The 19572-nt window shown below is 63.2% G+C and carries 22 protein-coding genes; 13 read left to right on the plus strand and 9 right to left on the minus strand.

Features of this window, described 5'->3' with window-relative positions; genetic code table 11:
• Positions 1-2: 2 nt before the first annotated feature.
• Positions 3-992, plus strand: a complete 990-nt coding sequence (locus B0G62_RS24430; RefSeq protein WP_103706789.1) for a zinc-dependent alcohol dehydrogenase family protein — start codon at positions 3-5, stop codon at positions 990-992.
• A gap of 32 nt (positions 993-1024) precedes the next feature.
• Here B0G62_RS24430 and B0G62_RS24435 read toward each other — a convergent pair whose 3' ends face one another.
• The 3 genes from B0G62_RS24435 to B0G62_RS24445 all read right to left on the minus strand — a co-directional run bounded on the left by B0G62_RS24435 (position 1025) and on the right by B0G62_RS24445 (position 3562).
• On the minus strand, positions 1025-2332 hold the full coding sequence (locus B0G62_RS24435; RefSeq protein ID WP_103706790.1) for an Nramp family divalent metal transporter: 1308 nt from the start codon (positions 2330-2332) through the stop codon (positions 1025-1027).
• A 95-nt stretch (positions 2333-2427) separates the two neighbouring features.
• Positions 2428-3051, minus strand: a complete 624-nt coding sequence (locus tag B0G62_RS24440) for a superoxide dismutase (RefSeq protein WP_103706791.1) — start codon at positions 3049-3051, stop codon at positions 2428-2430.
• A 22-nt stretch (positions 3052-3073) separates the two neighbouring features.
• A complete protein-coding gene (locus B0G62_RS24445) occupies positions 3074-3562 on the minus strand; it encodes a DUF2753 family protein (RefSeq protein WP_106346940.1) in 489 nt (162 codons plus the stop codon).
• 192 nt (positions 3563-3754) lie between these two features.
• On the opposite strand from B0G62_RS24445, the gene B0G62_RS24450 reads away from it, so the two are divergent.
• Positions 3755-4219, plus strand: coding sequence for a MarR family winged helix-turn-helix transcriptional regulator (locus B0G62_RS24450; protein WP_103706793.1), 465 nt, complete (start codon positions 3755-3757; stop codon positions 4217-4219).
• 16 nt (positions 4220-4235) lie between these two features.
• Complete coding sequence (locus B0G62_RS24455) at positions 4236-5462, plus strand: MFS transporter (protein ID WP_103706794.1); 1227 nt, start codon at positions 4236-4238, stop codon at positions 5460-5462.
• Here the strand turns inward: B0G62_RS24455 and B0G62_RS24460 are convergent, their stop codons facing one another.
• A complete protein-coding gene (locus B0G62_RS24460) occupies positions 5463-5786 on the minus strand; it encodes a type II toxin-antitoxin system HicB family antitoxin (protein ID WP_103706795.1) in 324 nt (107 codons plus the stop codon).
• Positions 5783-6061: a toxin HicA gene (locus B0G62_RS24465; protein WP_244193363.1), complete on the minus strand. Its 279-nt coding sequence runs from the start codon at positions 6059-6061 to the stop codon at positions 5783-5785. The genes B0G62_RS24460 and B0G62_RS24465 overlap by 4 nt, the downstream gene beginning before the upstream one ends.
• 408 nt (positions 6062-6469) lie before the next feature.
• On the opposite strand from B0G62_RS24465, the gene B0G62_RS24470 reads away from it, so the two are divergent.
• The 4 genes from B0G62_RS24470 to B0G62_RS24480 are packed head-to-tail and all read left to right on the plus strand — an operon-like array spanning position 6470 to position 9123.
• The gene (locus B0G62_RS24470) at positions 6470-6841 is read left to right on the plus strand and encodes a GFA family protein (RefSeq protein ID WP_103706797.1); all 372 of its coding nucleotides are present in this window, start codon (positions 6470-6472) and stop codon (positions 6839-6841) included.
• Complete coding sequence (locus tag B0G62_RS31790; protein ID WP_167401331.1) at positions 6838-7014, plus strand: hypothetical protein; 177 nt, start codon at positions 6838-6840, stop codon at positions 7012-7014. Before B0G62_RS24470 ends, B0G62_RS31790 begins: the two co-directional genes overlap by 4 nt.
• Before the next feature lie 7 nt (positions 7015-7021).
• Entirely contained in the window at positions 7022-7762 is a 741-nt protein-coding gene (locus B0G62_RS24475) for a response regulator (RefSeq protein ID WP_103706798.1), read from the plus strand.
• Between the two features lie 32 nt (positions 7763-7794).
• The gene (locus tag B0G62_RS24480; RefSeq protein WP_103706799.1) at positions 7795-9123 is read left to right on the plus strand and encodes an ATP-binding protein; all 1329 of its coding nucleotides are present in this window, start codon (positions 7795-7797) and stop codon (positions 9121-9123) included.
• 27 nt (positions 9124-9150) lie between these two features.
• Here the strand turns inward: B0G62_RS24480 and B0G62_RS24485 are convergent, their stop codons facing one another.
• The 3 genes from B0G62_RS24485 to B0G62_RS24495 all read right to left on the minus strand — a co-directional run bounded on the left by B0G62_RS24485 (position 9151) and on the right by B0G62_RS24495 (position 12448).
• Positions 9151-9546 carry a Rieske 2Fe-2S domain-containing protein gene (locus tag B0G62_RS24485; RefSeq protein WP_208624245.1) on the minus strand — a complete coding sequence of 132 codons (396 nt, stop codon included), beginning with the start codon at positions 9544-9546 and terminating at the stop codon, positions 9151-9153.
• Between the two features lie 77 nt (positions 9547-9623).
• Positions 9624-11066 (minus strand): aminotransferase-like domain-containing protein, encoded by a 1443-nt coding sequence (locus tag B0G62_RS24490; RefSeq protein WP_103706801.1) that lies wholly within the window; start codon positions 11064-11066, stop codon positions 9624-9626.
• Positions 11067-11443: 377 nt separating this feature from the next.
• On the minus strand, positions 11444-12448 hold the full coding sequence (locus tag B0G62_RS24495; RefSeq protein WP_103706802.1) for a LysR family transcriptional regulator: 1005 nt from the start codon (positions 12446-12448) through the stop codon (positions 11444-11446).
• Positions 12449-12739: 291 nt separating this feature from the next.
• On the opposite strand from B0G62_RS24495, the gene B0G62_RS24500 reads away from it, so the two are divergent.
• From B0G62_RS24500 to B0G62_RS24525, 6 genes are all read left to right on the plus strand, one after another.
• Positions 12740-13951: a porin gene (locus B0G62_RS24500; RefSeq protein ID WP_103706803.1), complete on the plus strand. Its 1212-nt coding sequence runs from the start codon at positions 12740-12742 to the stop codon at positions 13949-13951.
• A 63-nt stretch (positions 13952-14014) separates the two neighbouring features.
• Positions 14015-14677, plus strand: a complete 663-nt coding sequence (locus B0G62_RS24505) for a methyl-accepting chemotaxis protein (protein ID WP_167401332.1) — start codon at positions 14015-14017, stop codon at positions 14675-14677.
• A 114-nt stretch (positions 14678-14791) separates the two neighbouring features.
• The gene (locus B0G62_RS24510) at positions 14792-15151 is read left to right on the plus strand and encodes a cupin domain-containing protein (RefSeq protein WP_103706805.1); all 360 of its coding nucleotides are present in this window, start codon (positions 14792-14794) and stop codon (positions 15149-15151) included.
• Positions 15152-15243: 92 nt separating this feature from the next.
• Positions 15244-16545, plus strand: a complete 1302-nt coding sequence (locus B0G62_RS24515; RefSeq protein WP_103706806.1) for an NAD(P)/FAD-dependent oxidoreductase — start codon at positions 15244-15246, stop codon at positions 16543-16545.
• 39 nt (positions 16546-16584) lie between these two features.
• Entirely contained in the window at positions 16585-16953 is a 369-nt protein-coding gene (locus B0G62_RS24520) for a cupin domain-containing protein (RefSeq protein WP_103706807.1), read from the plus strand.
• A 42-nt stretch (positions 16954-16995) separates the two neighbouring features.
• Positions 16996-17934: a helix-turn-helix domain-containing protein gene (locus B0G62_RS24525; protein ID WP_103706808.1), complete on the plus strand. Its 939-nt coding sequence runs from the start codon at positions 16996-16998 to the stop codon at positions 17932-17934.
• A gap of 63 nt (positions 17935-17997) precedes the next feature.
• Here B0G62_RS24525 and B0G62_RS24530 read toward each other — a convergent pair whose 3' ends face one another.
• A complete protein-coding gene (locus tag B0G62_RS24530) occupies positions 17998-19542 on the minus strand; it encodes a methyl-accepting chemotaxis protein (RefSeq protein WP_103706809.1) in 1545 nt (514 codons plus the stop codon).
• Positions 19543-19572: the final 30 nt, after the last annotated feature.

Here is a 19572-nt window from a genome sequence, read left to right on the forward strand (position 1 = left end):
TTATGTCACGGACTGTCAAGTTTGCCAAGGCCGGTGGACCGGAAGTGCTGGAATTCGTGGAAGCAGCGGTACCCGCACCGGGGCCGGGCGAAGTGCGCATCAAGGTGAAAGCCATCGGCATCAACCGCGCGGAAGCGATGTGGCGCGCTGACGCCTATATCGAACCCGTCAAGTTCCCGGCTGGGTTGGGGTACGAGGCCGCAGGCATTGTCGATGCCGTGGGCGCGGATGTCGCCGGCATTGCACCGGGCGATGCGGTCAACGTGATCCCGTCGTTCTCGATGAATCAGTACTTCACCTACGGTGAAACGATCATCGTGCCCGGATACGCGGTGGTCAGGCATCCCGCATCGCTGTCGTTCGCTGAAGCCGCTTCGGTCTGGATGATGTTCGTCACGGCCTACGGCGCGCTGATCGAAGACGCGAAAGTGACCCACGGCGACTTCGTCGTGGTGCCGGCAGCGTCGAGCAGCGTCGGTCTCGCGGCGATCCAGATCGCCAACTACGCGGGCGCGACGTCCATTGCGGTAACGCGTCACGCCAGCAAGAAACAGGCGTTGCTCGACGCCGGCGCCGCGCATGTGGTGGTCACCGACGAGACCGATCTCGTCGAGGAAATCATGCGGATCACGAATGGTCAGGGCGCGCGCGTGGCGTTCGATCCAGTGGGCGGGCCGAACTTCGCGAAGTTGATCTCGGCGCTGTCCTTCAAGGGGATAGCGTTCATTTACGGCGCGCTCGACGAGCGGGAAACGACGCTGCCCGTGCTGGAGATGATCGCCAAAGTCATCACGGTGAAGGCTCACAATATCTGGCTCACGAGCGGCGATGAAACGCGCCGCAAGGCGGCTGTCGAGTTCGTGCTTGGCGGCCTCGAAAGTGGCGCGCTGAAGCCGGTCATCGACCGTACCTTCGGGTTCGATGAGATCGTGGATGTGCACCGCTACCTGGAAACCAACGGGCAGTTCGGAAAGATCGTGGTGACCGTGTAGCCGCCAGCGAGTGCGTTTGGGGAAGCGTCGCGTTAGCCGCTGAAGCCCGGCAGCGCGACGCCAAACGTCTGAAGCAGCAGAACGCCGTTCAGCAGCAGAATGAGGACCGTCGCGGCAATCGCTGCGAGATCGGTCATCGGTCCGTTCGCAAACTCGCCCATGATGTCGCGGCGGCGCGTGAATCGCACGAGGGCCACCATCGGCACGGGCAGCGCGAACGACAGCACCACCTGACTGACGATCAGCGCCTGCGTTGCGTTCACGCCGAGCGCTACGACGACGAACGCGGGCGCCATCGTGACGAGTCTGCGCAGCCAGACCGGAATGCGCAAACCGATGAAGCCCTGCATGATCATCTGGCCCGCCATCGTGCCTACGACCGAGCTGGAGATGCCGGAACTGAGCAGCGAAACCAGAAAGAGCGTGGCGGCGCCCGCGCCGAGCAGCGGCGTAAGCGTTTGATACGCAGTGCTGATTTCCGTGATGTCCTTGTGGCCCGTATGAAACGCAGCGCTCGCCATGATCACCATGGCCATGTTCACGAGTCCGGCGATGGAGAGTGCGACGATCACTTCCAGATTCGAAAAGCGGATCAACATGCGGCGCTCGCGCGCATTGCCGATGGCTATGCGGTCCTGGGTCAGCCCCGAGTGCAGGTAAATCGCGTGCGGCATCACGGTTGCGCCGACGATTCCGGCGGCAAGGATCAATGCGCCGCCACCAGGCATCGACGGCACGATCGTATGCCGGGCCACTTCGGGCCACGCGACCGGAGCGATGAACATTTCGGCGAGATAGCAGAGACTGATTACGCCGACGAGCGCGCCGATCACGATTTCCATCGGGCGGAAGCCGTTTTTCTCGAAGAGCAGGATTGCGTAGGTGACGGTTGCCGTGATCGCCATGCCCGCGATCAACGGCAGCTTGCAGAGCAGCGCAAGCGCAATCGCGCCACCGAGAAATTCGGCGAGATCGGTCGCCATTGCCGCCACTTCGCTCACGCCCCACATCGTGTACACCGCTGGACGCGAAAACTGCTCGCGGCACAGTTCGGCGAGATTGCGGCCGGTGACGATTCCCAGTTTCGCGGACAGCGCCTGGAGCAGCATCGCAACGAGATTGGCGGCGAGCACGACCCACAGCAGCGCGTAGCCGAACCCGGCACCGGCCTGGATGTTGGTCGCGAAATTGCCGGGGTCCATGTACGCGATCGACGCAATGACCGCGGGGCCTGCAAACAGTAGCAGTGAGCGCGGCCCGCGCGGGCCGCCAGCGAGCACTTCGCGGATCGCTGTCGTCGCGCGTCCGGTGAGCGTAGCTCTGTCTGTCACCGTGTTCATCGAAACCTCCCGCGCGACTCAAGGTGTCATGCGATCAATGCTTGATTCGTAGTCCAGATCATAAAATCGATCCGATTGTCTGATAGCCGCTTGTGTTACCCGCGTGCGGCTATGTATCGGCGGGCGACTTCCTGCCAGTCAACTACGTTGTAGAAGGCGCCGATGTATTCGGGCCGGCGGTTCTGGTACTTCAGGTAATAGGCATGCTCCCAGACGTCCAGCCCGAGAACCGGGGTATTGCCCGACATAAGACCCGCCATCAGCGGACTGTCCTGATTGCCCGTGCTTTCCACGACCAGCTTGCCCTGGGCGTTCACGCTCAACCACGCCCAGCCGCTGCCGAACCGCGTGAGCGCGGCCTTCGTGAAGGCATCCTTGAACGCCTCGAAACCACCCAGATCGGCGTCGATCGCGGCACCGAGCACGCCATCAGGCTGGCCACCGCCGCGTGGCGACATCACGGTCCAGAACAGGCTGTGATTGGCATGGCCACCGCCATTATTACGGACTGCCAGGCGCAGGGTTTCGGGAAGCGCCTCAATTCTGGCGATCAGGGTTTCGACCGGCAGATCCTGATATTCAGTGCCCTCCAGCGCGGCGTTCAGATTGTTGACGTAGGTCTGGTGGTGCTTCGAATGATGAATCTCCATCGTGCGGGTATCGATGTGCGGTTCGAGCGCATCGAGCGCGTATGGCAGGTCCGGTAAGACATGGGGCATCGGGAGGCTCCTTGCGGGTTGATTAGTGATGCGTTGGGCCGTCGACGTTGAGCACCAGGCAGCCCATGCGCATGACACGGGTGATGAGCGGATGCGGCCCGTGGGCCGCCACATGCGAGACCAGTGCGAGGTGCGTTGCCCGGCTCTGGCGCAACGCTGCCTGTCGTAGCGAGGCGGTCCGATCGGCGTCGAGGATGAGCGAGATCAGCGTCTCATGCGCCCGGCAAAGATAGCTGGCGGCGGCGTCCGCGTCGCCGTGCTCGATGTGCAGGTCGGTGAGGTTGTGGCAGGAGACGACCAGCGCGGCCACGCAATCCTCCGCGCGGCCAGGTGGCGGGGCGACGAACAACTGGCGCGCGATCGACAGCGCCTGTTCGTAGCCCGCGAGGGCCGCGCCGACCCCGGTTTCGCGCGCGACGGCAATCGCCTGGCGCGTGACAGTCTCCCACTGGGACAAGCTTGGATTTCTGACCGGCGAGCCGCCAGTAGCGAGCGTGGCAGGGTAATGCATGATCGAGCCTCCTGTTTGCGCCCTTTACGGCGATGAAGTGTCTACGTCATCTTACTCTGTAAATGATAACCATTATCATTTGATAGTGTTGGAATAACCGGAACGACAGTCGGGGCAAAGACTTGCGGGACGTCCTTGCCAGATATGAAGTTAGACTTTGCAGTTTAACTTCACATTATCTAGAATGGGCGCATGACTTCCCTCATCCCACACCCCGAGGCCGAACCCGTTTCCGCTCAAGCCGATGCGCTCGCGGGCGATCTGCGCGCGCTGGTCGGCAAGCTCAAGCGGCGTCTGCGCGAGCAGGCGAGCGCCGGCGATTTCACGCCTTCGCAACTGGCTGTCCTGCAACGCCTGGAACGCGATGGTCCCGCCACGGTATCGAGCCTCGCGCGCGCCGAAGGCATGCGCCCGCAGTCGATGGGCACGGTGGTGGCGGCACTCGAATCGGCCGGGCTGCTGACCGGCGCGCCGGACCCCGCCGATGGCCGCCAGACGCTCTGGTCGCTAACGGATGCCTTCGCAAACTGGATGCGCGAAAGCCGCGCAGCGCGCCAGGACTGGCTCGCGCGCACGATCGAAGCACGCCTGACCGGCGTCGAGCAGCAGGAACTCGCGCACGCCATCAAGCTGCTCCAGCGGCTCGTGCAGCCATAAGGACGAGAGGCCAGGCATGAGCGATTCCGCCACCGGTATGTTCCGTTCGCTGCGCAGCTTCAACTATCGCGTGTGGTCAGCGGGCGCGTTGGTGTCCAATGTCGGCACGTGGATGCAGCGCACCGCTCAGGACTGGCTTGTCCTGACGGGCCTCACCCACCATAGCGCGGCGGCGGTGGGCGTCGTGATGGGCTTGCAGTTCGGGCCGCAGTTGCTGTTTCTGCCGTGGTCGGGCTATGCGGCGGATCACTTCGATCAGCGCCGTCTGCTGATGTTCACGCAAGCCATGCTCGGCGTGCTCGCACTGATGCTGGGCCTGCTCACGATCACGGGCGTCGTGCAGCTCTGGCACGTCTATCTGTTCGCGTTTCTGTTCGGCTCCACGACGGCGTTCGATTCGCCGGTGCGCCAGACCTTCGTTTCCGAACTGGTCGGCGATGGCGATCTCGCCAATGCCGTCGCGCTCAACTCGACTTCGTTCAATGCCGCGCGCATGGTCGGGCCGGCCGTGGCGGGCATTGTGATCGCCTCGGTGGGCGTGGGTTGGGCATTCGTCCTCAACGGGCTGTCGTTTGTCGCCGTGCTGGTGTCGCTCACGCGGCTGCGCTCGCACGAGTTGCGTATGCGAGCGCGGGCCAAGCCCGCCAAGGGCAACCTGGTGGCGGGCTTTCGCTACGTGTGGTCGCGCCCGGACCTGAAGGCGATCGTGGTCATGCTGTTCCTGATCGGCACCTTCGGCCTGAATTTTCCGATCTTCATCTCGACGATGGCCGTGCGCGTCTTTCACGCCGACGCAGGCGGCTTTGGTCTGCTTTCGTCGCTGATGGCGGTGGGCACGGTGTCGGGGGCGTTGTTCGGGGCGCATCGCAGTAACCCGCGATTTGCTTCGTTGCTGATTGCTTCGGCGCTGTTCGGCGTGGGCTGCCTGCTGGCCGCGATTGCGCCCAGCTATGGCTGGTTCGGCGCGGCGCTGGTGGTGATCGGCGTGGCGTCGCTTACGGTCATGACGGAAACCAACAGTCTGATGCAGCTTTCCACCGAGCCTTCAATGCGCGGACGCGTGCTGGCGATCCGGCTGGCCGTGGCGCTGGGCGGCACGCCCATTGGTGCGCCGATCGTCGGCTGGATCGCCGACCATTGGGGGCCGCGCTGGGCGCTGCTGGTGGGCGCGTCGTCAGGATTCGCGGCCGCCGCGGTCGCGATCTGGGTGATGACGCGCGGGCGACTGAACCGCGCGGAGTGATTACGCGCAGAGCTTCGCGCTAACCAGACGGTTGAGGCTCACGCCTTCTTCCGTGGCCTGGATCACCAGAGTGCGATGCGCAGCCGGCGGAATGCGCACCTTGAAGATGCCGCTATAGCTGCGGTCCGCGATGGGATCGGGCACTTTCTCGCCGCTGGCGGTCATTTCCTGCACGACTTCGGCGACCAGCCGACGGATACCGGCCAGCGCGCCCTCCGGCGACTTGTCGAGCCACGACAGCGAGGGAAACTCCGCGCACAGCCCAACATGCTCCCCATCTTCCGGGGACCACGAGATGCGATACGTAAAGTGGTCGTGCTTCATGATTGCCGCTCCTTGAGCTTGTCGATCGCTTCGAGAACCTGGCGTACCTGGTACACCTTGGCCTTGCCGTGATCGTTCTGGATGTTCACGCGCGGGTCGCCCGGCCAGGGCATTTTGAAAACCGCATGGCTGGAGCCGGACTGACGGGCTGTGCCGAAGTACGTCTCGCAGACCTTGAACAAGTCGTTGAATCGCACATTGGCGGGCTCGCCGCGCATCTGTTCGATGATTTTTTGTTCGTGTCTCATGGTGTCACTATTGGCACCAATCGTCAAGCGATGCACGCCGGTCGTGTGACGCGGGTTTGCGCCTTGTCATGCCTGGCGCTTGCACGGCGGAGTGTCGAATGGTGGCGAAGCGGGAAAGGACTGCAGGCTCGAGTCCGACGCTGAAATCTTAAGAAGGCGCACGGGCGCGCAACACCTGGCCGGATGGCCAGCAATGAGGCCGTGGGACGGGTCCGCTACGCTTTGCTTCACTTCACTGGCGAGTGAGATCTTCTGGAGCCTGCTCACGTTCTTCGACCCGCCGGCCGCGCTGATAACGAAGCGAAACCAGCCAATTGGCCCCCGTCATGCAATATTTTGTGTCGCCGGGACAGGCGGATACGTTGGGATACAAAGCGTCGTTGGCTTCGCGCTATAAAGCTTCCATCGCAATCGAATCCATCGAGGAGAGCGTCCATGAACGCCGAGGTCCTGCACGGATCGTGTCACTGTGGCGCCGTGCGCTTCGAAGTCCGCACCGCGCTCACGCCCGCTTCGCGCTGCAACTGCAGCCTGTGCCGCCGCAAGGGCGCGCTGATGTCGCCGCCGTTCGCGGCCAGCGCACTCACCGTCACGAGCGGCGATGGGGACCTCACGCTCTATCAGTTCAACACCCGCGCGGCGAAGCATTATTTCTGCCGACACTGCGGCATTTATCCGTTTCATCAGACACGCAAAGATCCCAAACTCTGGCGCGTGAATCTCGGCTGTCTCGACGGCGTGGACATCTACGAACTCGAAGCCGGCCTGAACGACGGCGCACGCCTTTCCGTGGTGGCGCACGCATGAAGCGGCTCTTTGCGATGCTTGCGCTGCTCGCAGGCGGTCTCGCGAACGAGACGGTGCATCCGCTTGTCTGCACGCTGACCACAGCCGAGCGCCGCGAGCGCTTCGAACCTGACGACGAACCAGACGACGGACGACGCCACGGCGCGCGTCGGCCGGCACAGCGCGGAGTATGATCGGCGCATGGAAAAAATCGACCACATCCTGATCGTCGACGACGATCGTGGCATCCGCGAACTCATCGCGGATTACCTCGAAAAGAACGGCATCCGCGTGTCGCTCGCCGCCAATGGCCGCGAGATGCGCGCGGCGCTTGAGAACGGCGCGCCGGACCTGATCGTGCTCGACCTGATGATGCCCGGCGAGGACGGCCTCGTGCTGTGCCGCGACCTGCGCGCAAGCCGTTTTCGCGCAGTGCCGGTGCTCATGCTCACGGCGCGCAGCGAGGAAACCGATCGTATCGTCGGCCTCGAAATGGGCGCCGACGACTATCTTTCCAAACCCTTCGCCGTGCGCGAACTGCTCGCGCGCATCCGCTCGGTGCTGCGTCGCACGCGCATGCTGCCGCCCGGCATGCAGGTCACGGAAACGGCGCCGATGCTCGGCTTCGGCGAATGGCGCCTGGACACCACGGCGCGTCATCTGCTCGACGAGGAAGGCACGCTCGTGGCCCTCTCCGGCGCGGAATACCGCCTGCTGCGCGTGTTTCTCGACAACCCGCAGCGCGTGCTCACGCGCGATCAGTTGCTCAACCTCACGCAGGGGCGCCAGGCGGATGCGTTCGACCGCTCCATCGACCTGCTGGTGAGCCGCCTGCGCCAGCGACTGCGCGACGGCGCACGCGAGCCGCGCTATATCAAGACGCTGCGCAACGAGGGCTATGTGTTTTCGGCGACGGTGAGCGCGGTCGAGGGTGCGCCATGAATGCCGCGACTCACGCTGCGCCGACGGCTGCCATGAGCGAAGGCGCGGCGCGTCATCTATTGCGCTGGCCTCGCACGCTATTCGCACGGCTCGCGTTGATCCTCTGCATTGGCCTCGCGCTTGCGCAGACCCTGTCGGTCTGGCTCACGCTTACCGAGCGCGACGAAACCACGGCCAACATGATGATGGATTACGTTGAACGCGAAGTGGCCAGCTCCGTGGCGCTGCTCGACAATCTGCCGCCCGCCGAACGCGCTGCCTGGCTGCCCAGACTCGCGCGGCGCAGCTACATGTTCGTGCTGGGCGAGGGCGTGCGCGGCGTCGCGCCCGACGCGCAATTGTCGATGCGCTACGAGGCGGCGATTTCGAAGGGCATCGGCAAGCATTACGCGATGACGGCCAACGCGATTCCTGGCAATAGTGAGCACTTCCAGGTGCATCTGCGCCTGAGCGACGGCACGCCGCTCACGATCGACGTGCGGCCGCAGCATGCGCTGCCGCTCTCGCGCTGGCTGCCGCTGGTGCTGGCCGGGCAACTGATCGTGCTGGCGGTCTGCTGCTGGCTTGCGGTGCGCGTGGCGACGCGGCCGCTGAAGGTGCTTGCCAAGGCCGCCGATACCCTGGGCCCGGACCTCAAGGCCGAGCATCTGGACGAAAGTGGCCCGTCCGAAGTCGCGCGCGCCGCCCGCGCATTCAACGCGATGCAGGCGCGTATCGCCGGTTATATGGCCGAGCGCATGCAGATTCTCGCGTCGATCTCGCACGACCTGCAGACGCCGATCACGCGTATGCGCCTGCGTGTCGATGTGATGGACGACGACACTCAGGGCGCGCGGCTGCGGCAGGACTTGCAGGAGATGGAGCAACTCGTGAAGGAGGGCGTCGCCTACGCGCGCACGCTGCATGGCGCGGCCGAAGTGCCGGTTCGGCTCGACCTGGACTCGATGCTCGACAGCATCGTGTGCGATTACATCGATGCGGGCAGCGACGTGCGCTACGACACGCGCGCGCCGCTGGCCGTGGTGACGCGCGCCCAGGCGCTCAAGCGCATCGTCGGCAACTTTGTCGATAACGCGCTGAAGTTCGCGGGGGCGGCGGAGATCGCCGTGGTCAAGGGACCGGGCGATGGCGAGGTGACGATTTCGGTGATGGATCGCGGGCCCGGCATTCCCGAAGAATCGCTCGAAGCCGTGTTCGAGCCGTTCTACCGGCTCGAAACGTCGCGCAATCGCGGCACGGGCGGCACGGGCCTTGGACTGGCGATCGCGCGGCAACTGGCCGTGGCGATGGGCGCGCGGCTGTCGCTGCACAACCGTCCCGGCGGCGGCCTGGAAGCGCGACTCGTGCTGCAGCGCGCTTAAGCCGTCGATCACCGCCGACCGGCTTTCTTAAGCCGGGGTCGTCACGCAGGCCCAGATCAATCCTTCTCGCTCGCACGCCGGATAAACCGTGGCGTCGTTGGCGCTCATGCAGCGCGGCGACGCCACCGTCAGCATCCGCACCTGCTGGCCGTTCACATCGAAGCGCCAGCCGTGCGAGGGGCAGGTGAGCAGACCGCCGTTCACGCTGCCGCCCGAAAGCGGATCGCCGCGATGTGGACAGCGGTCGTCCCAGACGTGGATGTCGCCTTCGCCGTCGCGCCAGACGACCAGTCGCGCGGCGCCGAGCGTCACGGCGCGCGTCGTGCAGGCAGCCACCTCGTCGCTCGCGCAGATCGCCGACCAGTCCATCGCGTCTTCTTCAAACTGCCGTACAGCGCTCGCGCTCCGTCCCGAAAGTGGCATACCTGTCGATCCATTCAGAAAGCATCAAAAAAACCTATCTTACGGCATCGACGGACGATCTGGGGACAGCGCTGGGTTTAGGTCGCCGGCACCCGCACGGCGGGATCGGCGAGCAGCTTGCCGAGCGTGCGCATCGCGGCCTCGATGGTTTCACTCCATGGATGGCCGAAGTTCAGGCGAATGCAGTTGCGAAAGCCGTGTTCCGGCGAAAAGATCGGGCCCGGCGCGAGACTCACGCCGCTTGCGATGGCGAGCCGGTGCAAGGCCATCGCGTCGATCGCCTCGGGCAATTCGAGCCATACGAAATAGCCGCCGCCCGGCCGCGCGTAGCGCACGCCGCGCGGCAACCAGCGCCGGATGGCGCGCTCCATTTCGCCGAGTTGCGCGCGTAGCGCCGCGCGCACCTTGCGCAGATGGCGGTCGTAGCTGCCGTGCTGCAGGTAATCGGCCATGCCCGCCTGCACGGGAATGCTCGCCGAGAGCGTGGACATGAGCTTGAGCCGCTGCACCTTCTGCGCGTAGCGTCCCGCTGCGGTCCAGCCGATGCGGTAACCCGGCGCCAGCGTCTTCGAAAACGAACTGCAGTGCATGACGAGCCCATGCGTATCGAAGGCGAGCGCGGGCAGCGGATAGTCGGACTCGAAATGCAGCTCGCCATAGACATCGTCTTCGATGAGCGGCACGCCGTGACGTGCGAGCAGATCGACGAGCGCACGCTTTTTCTCGACGCTGAGCGTCACGCCGGTGGGATTCTGGAAATTGGTCATGAACCAGCAGGCGCGAATCGGATGACGCTCCAGCGCAGCGGCGAGTGCATCGAGATCGAGGCCCGTGACGGGATCGACGCGAATCGGCACTGCGCGCAGATCGAGCCGTTCGATGGCCTGCAAGGCCGCATAAAAGCCCGGCGATTCCACGGCCACGCAGTCGCCGGGCCGCGTGACGGCCATCAGGCAGAGATTGAGCGCTTCCAGCGCGCCATTGGTCACGACGATTTCGTCCATGGGCTGGGCAATGCCCATTCCCATGTAACGCAGCGCGATCTGCTGACGCAGTGCCTCGTTGCCGGGCGGCAGATCGACGACCGTGCTCCATGGATTGAGATTGCGCGACGCGGTGGCCAGCGATTTCGCAAGCCTCTCCAGCGGGAAAAGTTGTGGCGAGGGAAATGCGGAGCCGAGCGGCACGATATCGGGTTCGCGCGCGGCATCGAGCACCGAAAACACGAGATCGCTGATATCGACCTTGCCCGCGCTGGCGAGCAGCGTGCGCTCCACTGCCGTGCCAACTGTTTGACCGGCGGTTACACCCGCGCCAGGCGCGACGTAATAGCCCGAACGCTCCTGCGCGCGCACGAGCCCCCATTCTTCGAGCAGGTAATAGGCGCGCGTGGCCGTGGCCTGGCTTACGCCGTGTTGCGCGATCACGTGGCGCAAGGACGGCATGCGCGCGCCCACGGGAATGCTGCCGGAGCGGATCTCTTCGGCCATGGTGTGCGCGAGGGTTTCGTAGCGATGCATCGTTGGCGAGGCGATAAAACCTGCATCCTACGATGGTGCGTGCAAATCTGCTATGGAATCCTCATGTCCGGACCATGTCTGGATTCCTTGAACGTGCGACATTTTGCGCGCTGCTGCGATGGCGGTGCGTGCAACTGCTTCTATACGTTGCATCGGCCAGCTTGAATAATGACGCCAGTGCCCGATGCTTCTTACATCCAATTCGACGACATCGGGCATCAGGATTACTGCGCGAGTGCCTGGGTCATCACCCCTTAAAACCCGCAGAGCTTGCAGCCCTTTCTTTTGCCTGTGGCGTGGCAAGCACTCAGCCCCGGCGTGTCGACGCGCCGGGGCTTTTTTACGTCGATTTGAAGCGGAATTCGCATTGGGACGCTTCATTCCGGTGCGCCGGCCGTTCTGGTCGAAGGCTTCCGGCCGCGCGTGGCGGTTGTGGGCGCGGTTTGCGGGGATCGCGCCGCCTCGCGCGGCGATATCATTTGTCGCCCGCGATGGCGAATTTCCTTGCTGAATTCGAGGCAAGTCTGCGTCATGAGATCGGTCGAGCGATAGACCATATAGACGTCGTAATCCGGTAACTCTTCGCGGATCGGCAGCGGTTTGAGCGCATTGGGATTGAGTGCGAGCGGGCCCACGTCGCCATAAAACACGAAATCCGACCAGACGCTGATGAGATCCGTACGCGTGGCCAGTTGCAGACCGAGCAGATTCGAGCTGCTTTGCACGACGTCGCGTGGCATTTCCAGGCGATGCAAGCGCATCAGGCTTGCGAGCGGACTGCCGGGATCGTCGAGCGGATCCAGCGTGAGCCATTGCGCCTCGGCTAGCGCACGGACGCGCGTGACGCCTCCAAGCGGGTGGCCCGGACGCGCCGCCACGATCATGCCCACGGAAAAGAGCGGTTCCCACTGGAACGCGCTGGTGCCGGGGCCGCTATTGGTGGAAATGAGCGCGACATCAAGATGGCCTTCGCGTAGCCCTTCGAGAATTTGTTGCGGACGCAACTCATACGCGCGGATCGCGACGGACGGAAAGCGCATGCGAAACGCGGCGATGGCTTCGGGCAGCGGGCCGCTGGAGGCCACGGCCGAAAAGCCGATGTTCAGTTGCGCCTCGGCGTGACCACGCATCGACTCGATGTCTTCCAGCGCGTGACGCAATTCGTGTTCGACGACGCTCGCGCGTTTGACGAGTGCGCGCCCGTAGTTCGTGAGGCTCACGCCGCGTACGGAGCGCGAGATCAGCGTGACGCCCAGCTCGCGCTCGAGTTCGGCGACCGCCTTGGAAAGCGCGGGCTGCGAGACGTGCATGCTGCGCGACGCCTCATGCATGCTGCCGTGCTGCGCGAGCGCGAGCAGCACACGCAACTGGTGGAGTTTCATCGGATCGGGTCCTCGAGGCGGGGAAGCGACGATGATTCTACCGGGCAGCGTGCGAAAAACGTGAGCGGCAGCCGCGCATACCCAACCTCCCTCCAAACAAACCCTGGTTTGACCCGTCCGGTGTTGCGTGTTGCCGATTTGTGCTGCCGGTGCGCATTTTTGGCCTTCTACATTGCCCTCGAAGCGCGATGCCGCGCTGACGCACCGATCCGCCGGGTCTCGCGCGCATGCGACAGATAGGTACAGGCATGTCGTGGACTTCCACTCACGCTAAATTCGATTCAAAAAACGATGAACAATAAATTGACCGGCCAGGCATTAGCCATTCTTTTCATGGGCATATCGGGTGGCGCGTGGGCGCAAAGCAGCGTCACGCTCTACGGCACCGTGGATGCGGGCCTGATCTATTCGACCAACCAGCAGACGACGAATGCCGACGGCTCCGTTCACGGCGGCCACGCCGTGCAGATGAGCGGCGGCAATCTCGTGCCGTCGCGCTGGGGCTTGATGGGCAGCGAAGATCTGGGCGGCGGCCTCAAGGCGAGTTTCGACCTGGAAAACCAGTTCCTCACCGGCACGGGCGCGATGCTGCAAAGCGGCTCGCTGTTCAATCGTCAGGCGTGGGTCGCGCTGGGCGACGAGCGTTACGGCACGCTCTCCGCTGGGCGCCAGTACGATTCGTATTCGGATTTTCTCGGCGTCTACGCTTCGAGCAACAATTGGGCGACGCTGTACGGCTCGCATTTCGGTGACATCGACAACCTGAACGAAGCGTTCAACTTCAATAACGCGCTCAAGTTCACCAGTGCGAATTTCGGCGGCTTTACATTTGGCGGCACGTTCAGCTTTGGCGGCCAGGCCGGCGACTTCGCGGCGAAGCGTGGCTATGCGCTTGCCGCGGCCTTCAATCAGGGACCGTTCTCGCTGAGCGCCGGTTATCTGTCGCTGAACCAGCCGCTCGATGCGGCGTTGGGCAGTTCGAGCGGTTATATCGGCGATCTGGCTTGCTCCAATACGGATGCCTCCTATTGCCAGTTGCAGAACGCGTCCTCGATGAAGGCGTGGGGCGCTGGTGGCTCCGTCGTCATCGACAAGGCGACGGTGGCCGTGGTCTATACGCACACGCGCCTGGAAAACAGCCAGTATTTTGCGAGCGGCGCGAATCCTGCCGGGTCCGACGTGTCGTTCGATATCGCCGAACTGAACGCCGTGTACACGGTGACGCCCGCATGGACCATTGGCGCAGCCTATATCTTCAACGATGCGAAAGTCAGCGGGGGCAGCTCGACGCGCTTTCATCAGATCAACCTCGGCACGAACTATTCGCTCTCGAAGCAAACGGCGCTCTATGCGGTGGCGATTGCGCAGAAGTCCTCGGGCGCGGGGCTTGGCATCGATGCGCAAACCGGCGCGAGCGTGAATTACGCGCAGATTCCGAATCTCGTCAACAGCAATTCCGATCGACAACTGGCCATCATGGCCGGTATCCGGATGAACTTTTAACGCCGCCGTTTCGAAAGCATGCACGCAATGACAGCGATCCATCGGGCGGGTGCGGGAAGCGACATGAGCCGCGACGAGCTAGGCATCATGCACAGCATTACGGGCAGGATGAACGGGTTCCTGTATCGGCAACTCAACGACGCGACCTATACGGTCGTTTATGCAACGCCTTCAGTTGCCGCGCTTACAGGTTATCCGGCGTCCGATTTCATTCATAACGCCGTGCGTACCTTGCCCTCGTTGACCGAACCGGAAGACGAAGTCTATGTGCTCGACGTCGTGCAAAAAGCGCTCGCAAAGCGCGAATCCTGGACGATCGACTATCGCATCCGGCCCGCGCGCGGCGAGCCGATCTGGGTGCGCGAAGTCGGCGGCGGGGTGTACGCGGAGACGGGCGAACTGCGCTTTCTCGAAGGGCTGGTGATCGAAGTGCAGGGCGAGCGCGCCGCCCAGCTGGCGGCGCAGCAGCGCCTCTCGGCAATGACCGCCGCCACCAATCCGATTCTCGCGGATGTCGATGAAATCCTCAGGACGATCCGAACGCTGTCGATTCTCTCCTTCAACGCACGGGTCGAAGCGGCGCGTGCGGGCGATGCCGGGCGTGGCTTCACCGTGGTTGCCTCGGAGATGAAGCGGCTCGCCGACGACACCGACAAACTCGCGAAACGCATTTCCGAACGCGTGAAAGTGGCGCGTCAGGTGCTTGCCGGCCCCGTCTCCGGCTAGGCGGGGTGCGCGAGTCGTGATTTTCCCTGGCGTCACGACACCTTGCCAATCTGTGCTGACGCTCGCGGTTTTTGGGCACTTAAAGTCGTTCAAACCTGATCGGAGAGAGAGTCGATGTACAGCATTAAACCTGACGAAAACGTGCCGGAAATGGAAGAGCTGGGCACGGTCGCCGACCTTGGCGCGACGATTCTGGAAGGCGAGGTGAAGGTGTTCGGCCGGCTCACGCACGGTTCACCGACATCGCCGGTGAGTGCCGGCTGGTTCGGCTGCACGCGGGGCCGCTTCGACATGGTCTATCCGTTCACGGAACAGGCGACGGTCGTTACAGGCGAAGTCACGCTGCGCAACGGCCTGACCGGCGAAGCCGTGCGTTATCGCGCGGGCGATAGCTGGTTCGTGCAGAAGGGCACGCCGGTGACGTGGGAGATTCATACCGGGCGCTTCGTCAAACATTACCTCGCGGTGGCCTGAAGGCCGCCAAGGGCTGCACGGGAGTACGCGTTGCGGCTCCGCTTGATTAACGACATACGCTTTGACGGTGCAATGCGCCAGCAGGATTTACGATGCACACAGACGAAACTGCGACGTACTACACGGCGACGAAGAAATACGAATTGAGCTTTCCGTCGCTGGAAAACGATATTCAGGCCGAGGTGGTGATTATCGGCGGGGGATTCTCCGGCATTCACACCGCGCTGGAACTTGCCGAGAACGGCGTCACCGATACGGTGGTACTGGAGGCGCGTTACCTCGGCTTCGGCGGCACCGGGCGTAACGGTGGTCAAGTGATGGCGGGCATCGGGCACGATCTCGATGCGATCAAGGCGGATGTGGGCGAAGACGGCCTGCGCACGATTTTCGCGCTGAGCGATCTCGGCCCGCAGATCATGCGCGAGCGCATCGAGCGTTACAACATCGACGCCGATTTCTGCAGCGGCTATGGCTATCTGGCCTACAACGCGCGCCAGGCCAAAACGCTGCGCAGTTGGGAAAAGGATTTCAAATCGCTTGGCAGTCCACACGAGATCCGCTATGTCGAAGGTGCTGACGTCAAGCAGATCATCGGCTCGGATGTGTATCACGCGGGCCTGCTGCATATGGGCGGCGGCCACGTGCATTCATTGAATCTGCTGCTTGGCGAAGCGAAGGCCGTCTCCGAAATCTACGGCGTGCGCATCTTCGAATACAGCCCGGCGCTGCAGATCAGTTACGGCGACACGGTGCATGTGCGTACGGCAAAAGGCAGCGTGCGTGCGAAGAAGATCGTGTGGGCGTGTGATGGCTTCAACAACGGCATCGAGCCGGAACTGCACAAAAGCACCATCAACGTCTACGCGTACAACTCGATGACCGAGCCGCTGAGCGACGAACTGATCAAACGCATCAGCCCGATTCACGGCGCGTACAGCGATATCCGCCCTGTCATCAACTATTACCGCGTGACGAACGAGAACCGCTTGCTGTTCGGCTCGTCGACGTCGCTCGTCGAGCATATCCCGAGCGATCTAAAGGCGTGGAACCGCAAGTTGATGCTCGAAGTTTTCCCGTATTTGCAGGACGTCAAAATCGATCTCGCGTGGGGTGGTCCGATGGCTTCGACGCTCAATCTGTTCCCGCAGATCGGCACGCTGCCGGACCGGCCGAATGCGTATTTCGTGCAGGGCTATTCGGGTTTCGGCGTCACGCCCAGCCAGATCATCTGCAAGATTCTCTCTGAAGGCATTCTTGGCGGCTCGGATCGCTATCGGCTCGTGAGTTCGATTCCGCGCGCCAGCATTCGCGGCAAGGATCAATATCGCGCGCTGCTCGTCACGCTCGGCAAGGTGATGCACCAGACCTCGGGCTACTGGCACGGTCGTCGTTGATCGACGCCCATTCAATTCATTGACACGGAGTATTCAATCGTGAGTCTTACCGCAATCCATCAAGGCATCCAGCTTTCCGAACTCGACGCATGGGGCAAACTGAGCGACCTCGGCGCGCAGATTCTCGAAGGCGGTGACATCGGCGCGTTCGGCAAGATGACGCACGGCGCGCCGACCGATGCCGTATCGGCCGCTTATTTCGGCACCAATCAGGGTAAATTCCGCCTCGTCTATCCGTTTTCCGAACAGGCGACCGTGGTGCAGGGTGAAGTGCGTCTGACCGACGAATCGACGGGCGAAACGCGCACGTTCAAGGCCGGAGATTCGTGGTTCGTGACGAAGGGCACCTCGACGGTGTGGGAAGTGTTGTCCGATGGTTTCGTCAAGCATTACCTTGCGTTTGTCTGAATGGCATCGGCGAATTGAGGCATAGCGCGCGGGAGAATGGGAATGGAATTCAGGGTTCGCGCATTGTCCGATGTGCACGATCATTCGCTGGCGGTCAACGGCTGGGAGCAGGTTTATAGCCAGCTCACGCCGGGACGCTTCGAAAGCGTCGTCATGCAGGCGCAGGCATCTGATTTCCTGTTCTTTCGCGAATCGACCAATCGAAGCGTGGCGCAATCGGGCATTGCGCCACGCGGTTTTGCGTCGATCGCTTTGCCGCTCCAGCGGCCGGTGTCGGGTACGTTTCAGGGATGCCGGCTGGAGGGTTACGCGTTATGGTTGCTTGGTCCTGGCGAGGAATTTCGTTTTTATACGCCCGAAACGATGTACTACCTCGGCGCAAGTATTCCCGCCGATGAAATGCGTTCGCTAGCTTCTTGCGTGCTGGGCGATCGCGCTGCTGCGTTGCTCGATCGCAATCTGCTGCCCGTCGACGTGGACGAGGGCGAGCGCGTGGGCACGGAGTTGTCGCGATTTCTCGATGCTTTCAGGCAGCAGCCGGCGGCATTCGATAATCCGGTCGCGAGCAAGCGTTTCAGGGACGAAGTTCTCAGTATGCTGCTGGAGCTTTTCAATCCGGAGCACGCAAAAAAGCGCGATCTGACGCACGCGACTTACGCCGAAATCGTATCTCGTAGCGAGCGCATTCTTCAACAGCGTGCAGATGAACCGCAGACGGTGCTCGATCTGTGCGTCGCGCTGCGTTGCAGCCGCCGCACGTTGCAGACGAGTTTTCAGCGGGTTGCCAATGTGTCGCCGATTGAATATCTGCGGTCCGTGCGTTTGAATGGCGTGCGCCGCCTGTTGCGTTCGACGCAACAGGACGAGTTGATGGTGGGCGACGCGGCCGCGCAATGGGGATTCACACACCCGAGTTATTTTGCGCGCGAATATCGCGGGTTGTTTGGGGAATTGCCTTCGCAGACCTTGCGCAAGGGGTAAGGGTGGGGCGCGTCCTGGTGTCTCGCGCCTATCCTCCGGACGCCTGCCGTTATCGATTCGGACTCAAGCAACCTTGAACACGCTGACGGCCTCGCGCAGCGCGTCGGTCTGTTCGGTCAACGACATCGCCGCTGCCGCCGCTTCTTCCACGAGCGCGGCGTTCTGCTGCGAAACCTGATCCATCTGCGAAACCGCGAGATTGACCTGTTCGATGCCGTCGCGCTGCTCTTCGGACGCGTGCGCGATCTCGGTCATGATGGTCGTCACGCGGCCAATCGATTCGCCGATCTCGGTCATCGTCGTGCCCGCCGAGCGCACGTATTGCGCACCAGACGCAACATGCCCGACCGATTCGCCGATCAAGGTCTTGATGTCCTTTGCCGCCGCCGCCGAGCGCTGCGCGAGCGAGCGCACTTCGCCCGCGACCACGGCGAAACCACGGCCTTCTTCGCCCGCGCGAGCGGCTTCGACCGCCGCGTTGAGCGCGAGGATATTGGTCTGAAACGCGATGCCTTCGATGATGCCGGTGATTTCGGCGATCTTCTGCGAGCTGCGGTCGATGCGGTCCATCGTCTGCACCGCGTCGCCGACCACCACCGCGCCGCGCTCGACCACTTCCTGAGCGCTCCCCGCGAGCGATTGCGCCGTGCGCGCGTGTTCGGTGTTCTGCTTAACCGTGGCGGTCAGTTGCTCCATGCTGGCGGCGGTCTGCTGGATCGACGCGGCCTGTTCCTCGGTGCGCTGCGAGAGATCGTCGTTACCGGCGGCGATCTGGCGCGTCGCGGACGCGATCGACTCCGAGCTATGCGAGACCTTGCGCACCGTGCGCGCGAGCTCATCCTGCATGGTCTGCAAACCGGCGGCGAGGCGGCCCATTTCGTCCTGCGAGCGCACGTCGAGGCGCGCGGTCAGATCGCCGGCGGCGATGCGCTGCAACGCGCCGAGCAAGTTCGCCAGCGGCGCCGCGATCGCGCGATGCAGGCCGATCGCACAGACCGCCGCCACGCCAAGACCCAGGGCGATCAGCGCGATGCTGCCTGCGCGCAAAGCGGCGTAGAAGTCCGTCGCGCCGTCGAAGGTCTGCTGGCCGTGCGCTCTTTGCCATTGTTCGAGCGCCGTCGACGCCTTCGTGAGCGCGACCGACAACGGCGGAACGCGTTTCATCGCAATGTCGTCCTGCGCCGCGCGGTCGCCTTGCTTCACGGCGGCCATGAGCGGTTGAATGCCTTGTTCTAGCATCGCGCCCAGCGCGGTCTGAACCTGCTCGGCAAGCGCCTGCTCGTCGGCGTCGTGAGGCAGCGCGCGATAGCTTTCCCATGCCTTGCGCGAGGTGTCGAGATAGGTCTGCGCCTTGTCGAGCAGTTGCGGGGCGTCGGGCGAATCGGGATGCAGCAGGATGCGGTCGAGCGTGGTGCGCGCGATCGTCAGATTGAGATTCGATTTGCCGATGTCGATTGCGGCGGCAAGCTGGTTCGAATAGGCATAGCCGAGCGCCGCATTCGAATGCGACATGCCGATCAGACCGGCAAGGCCGGACGCGACGATCAGCACGGCCAGCACGCCGACCGCGATGCGCAGGCGAGCGGAAATAGAGAGTCGGGCAAACACGACGTGAGCTCCAGACGCCCTTATGGGGCG

This window comes from Paraburkholderia eburnea (genome assembly GCF_002917095.1).
In the GTDB taxonomy this organism is placed as follows: domain Bacteria; phylum Pseudomonadota; class Gammaproteobacteria; order Burkholderiales; family Burkholderiaceae; genus Paraburkholderia; species Paraburkholderia eburnea.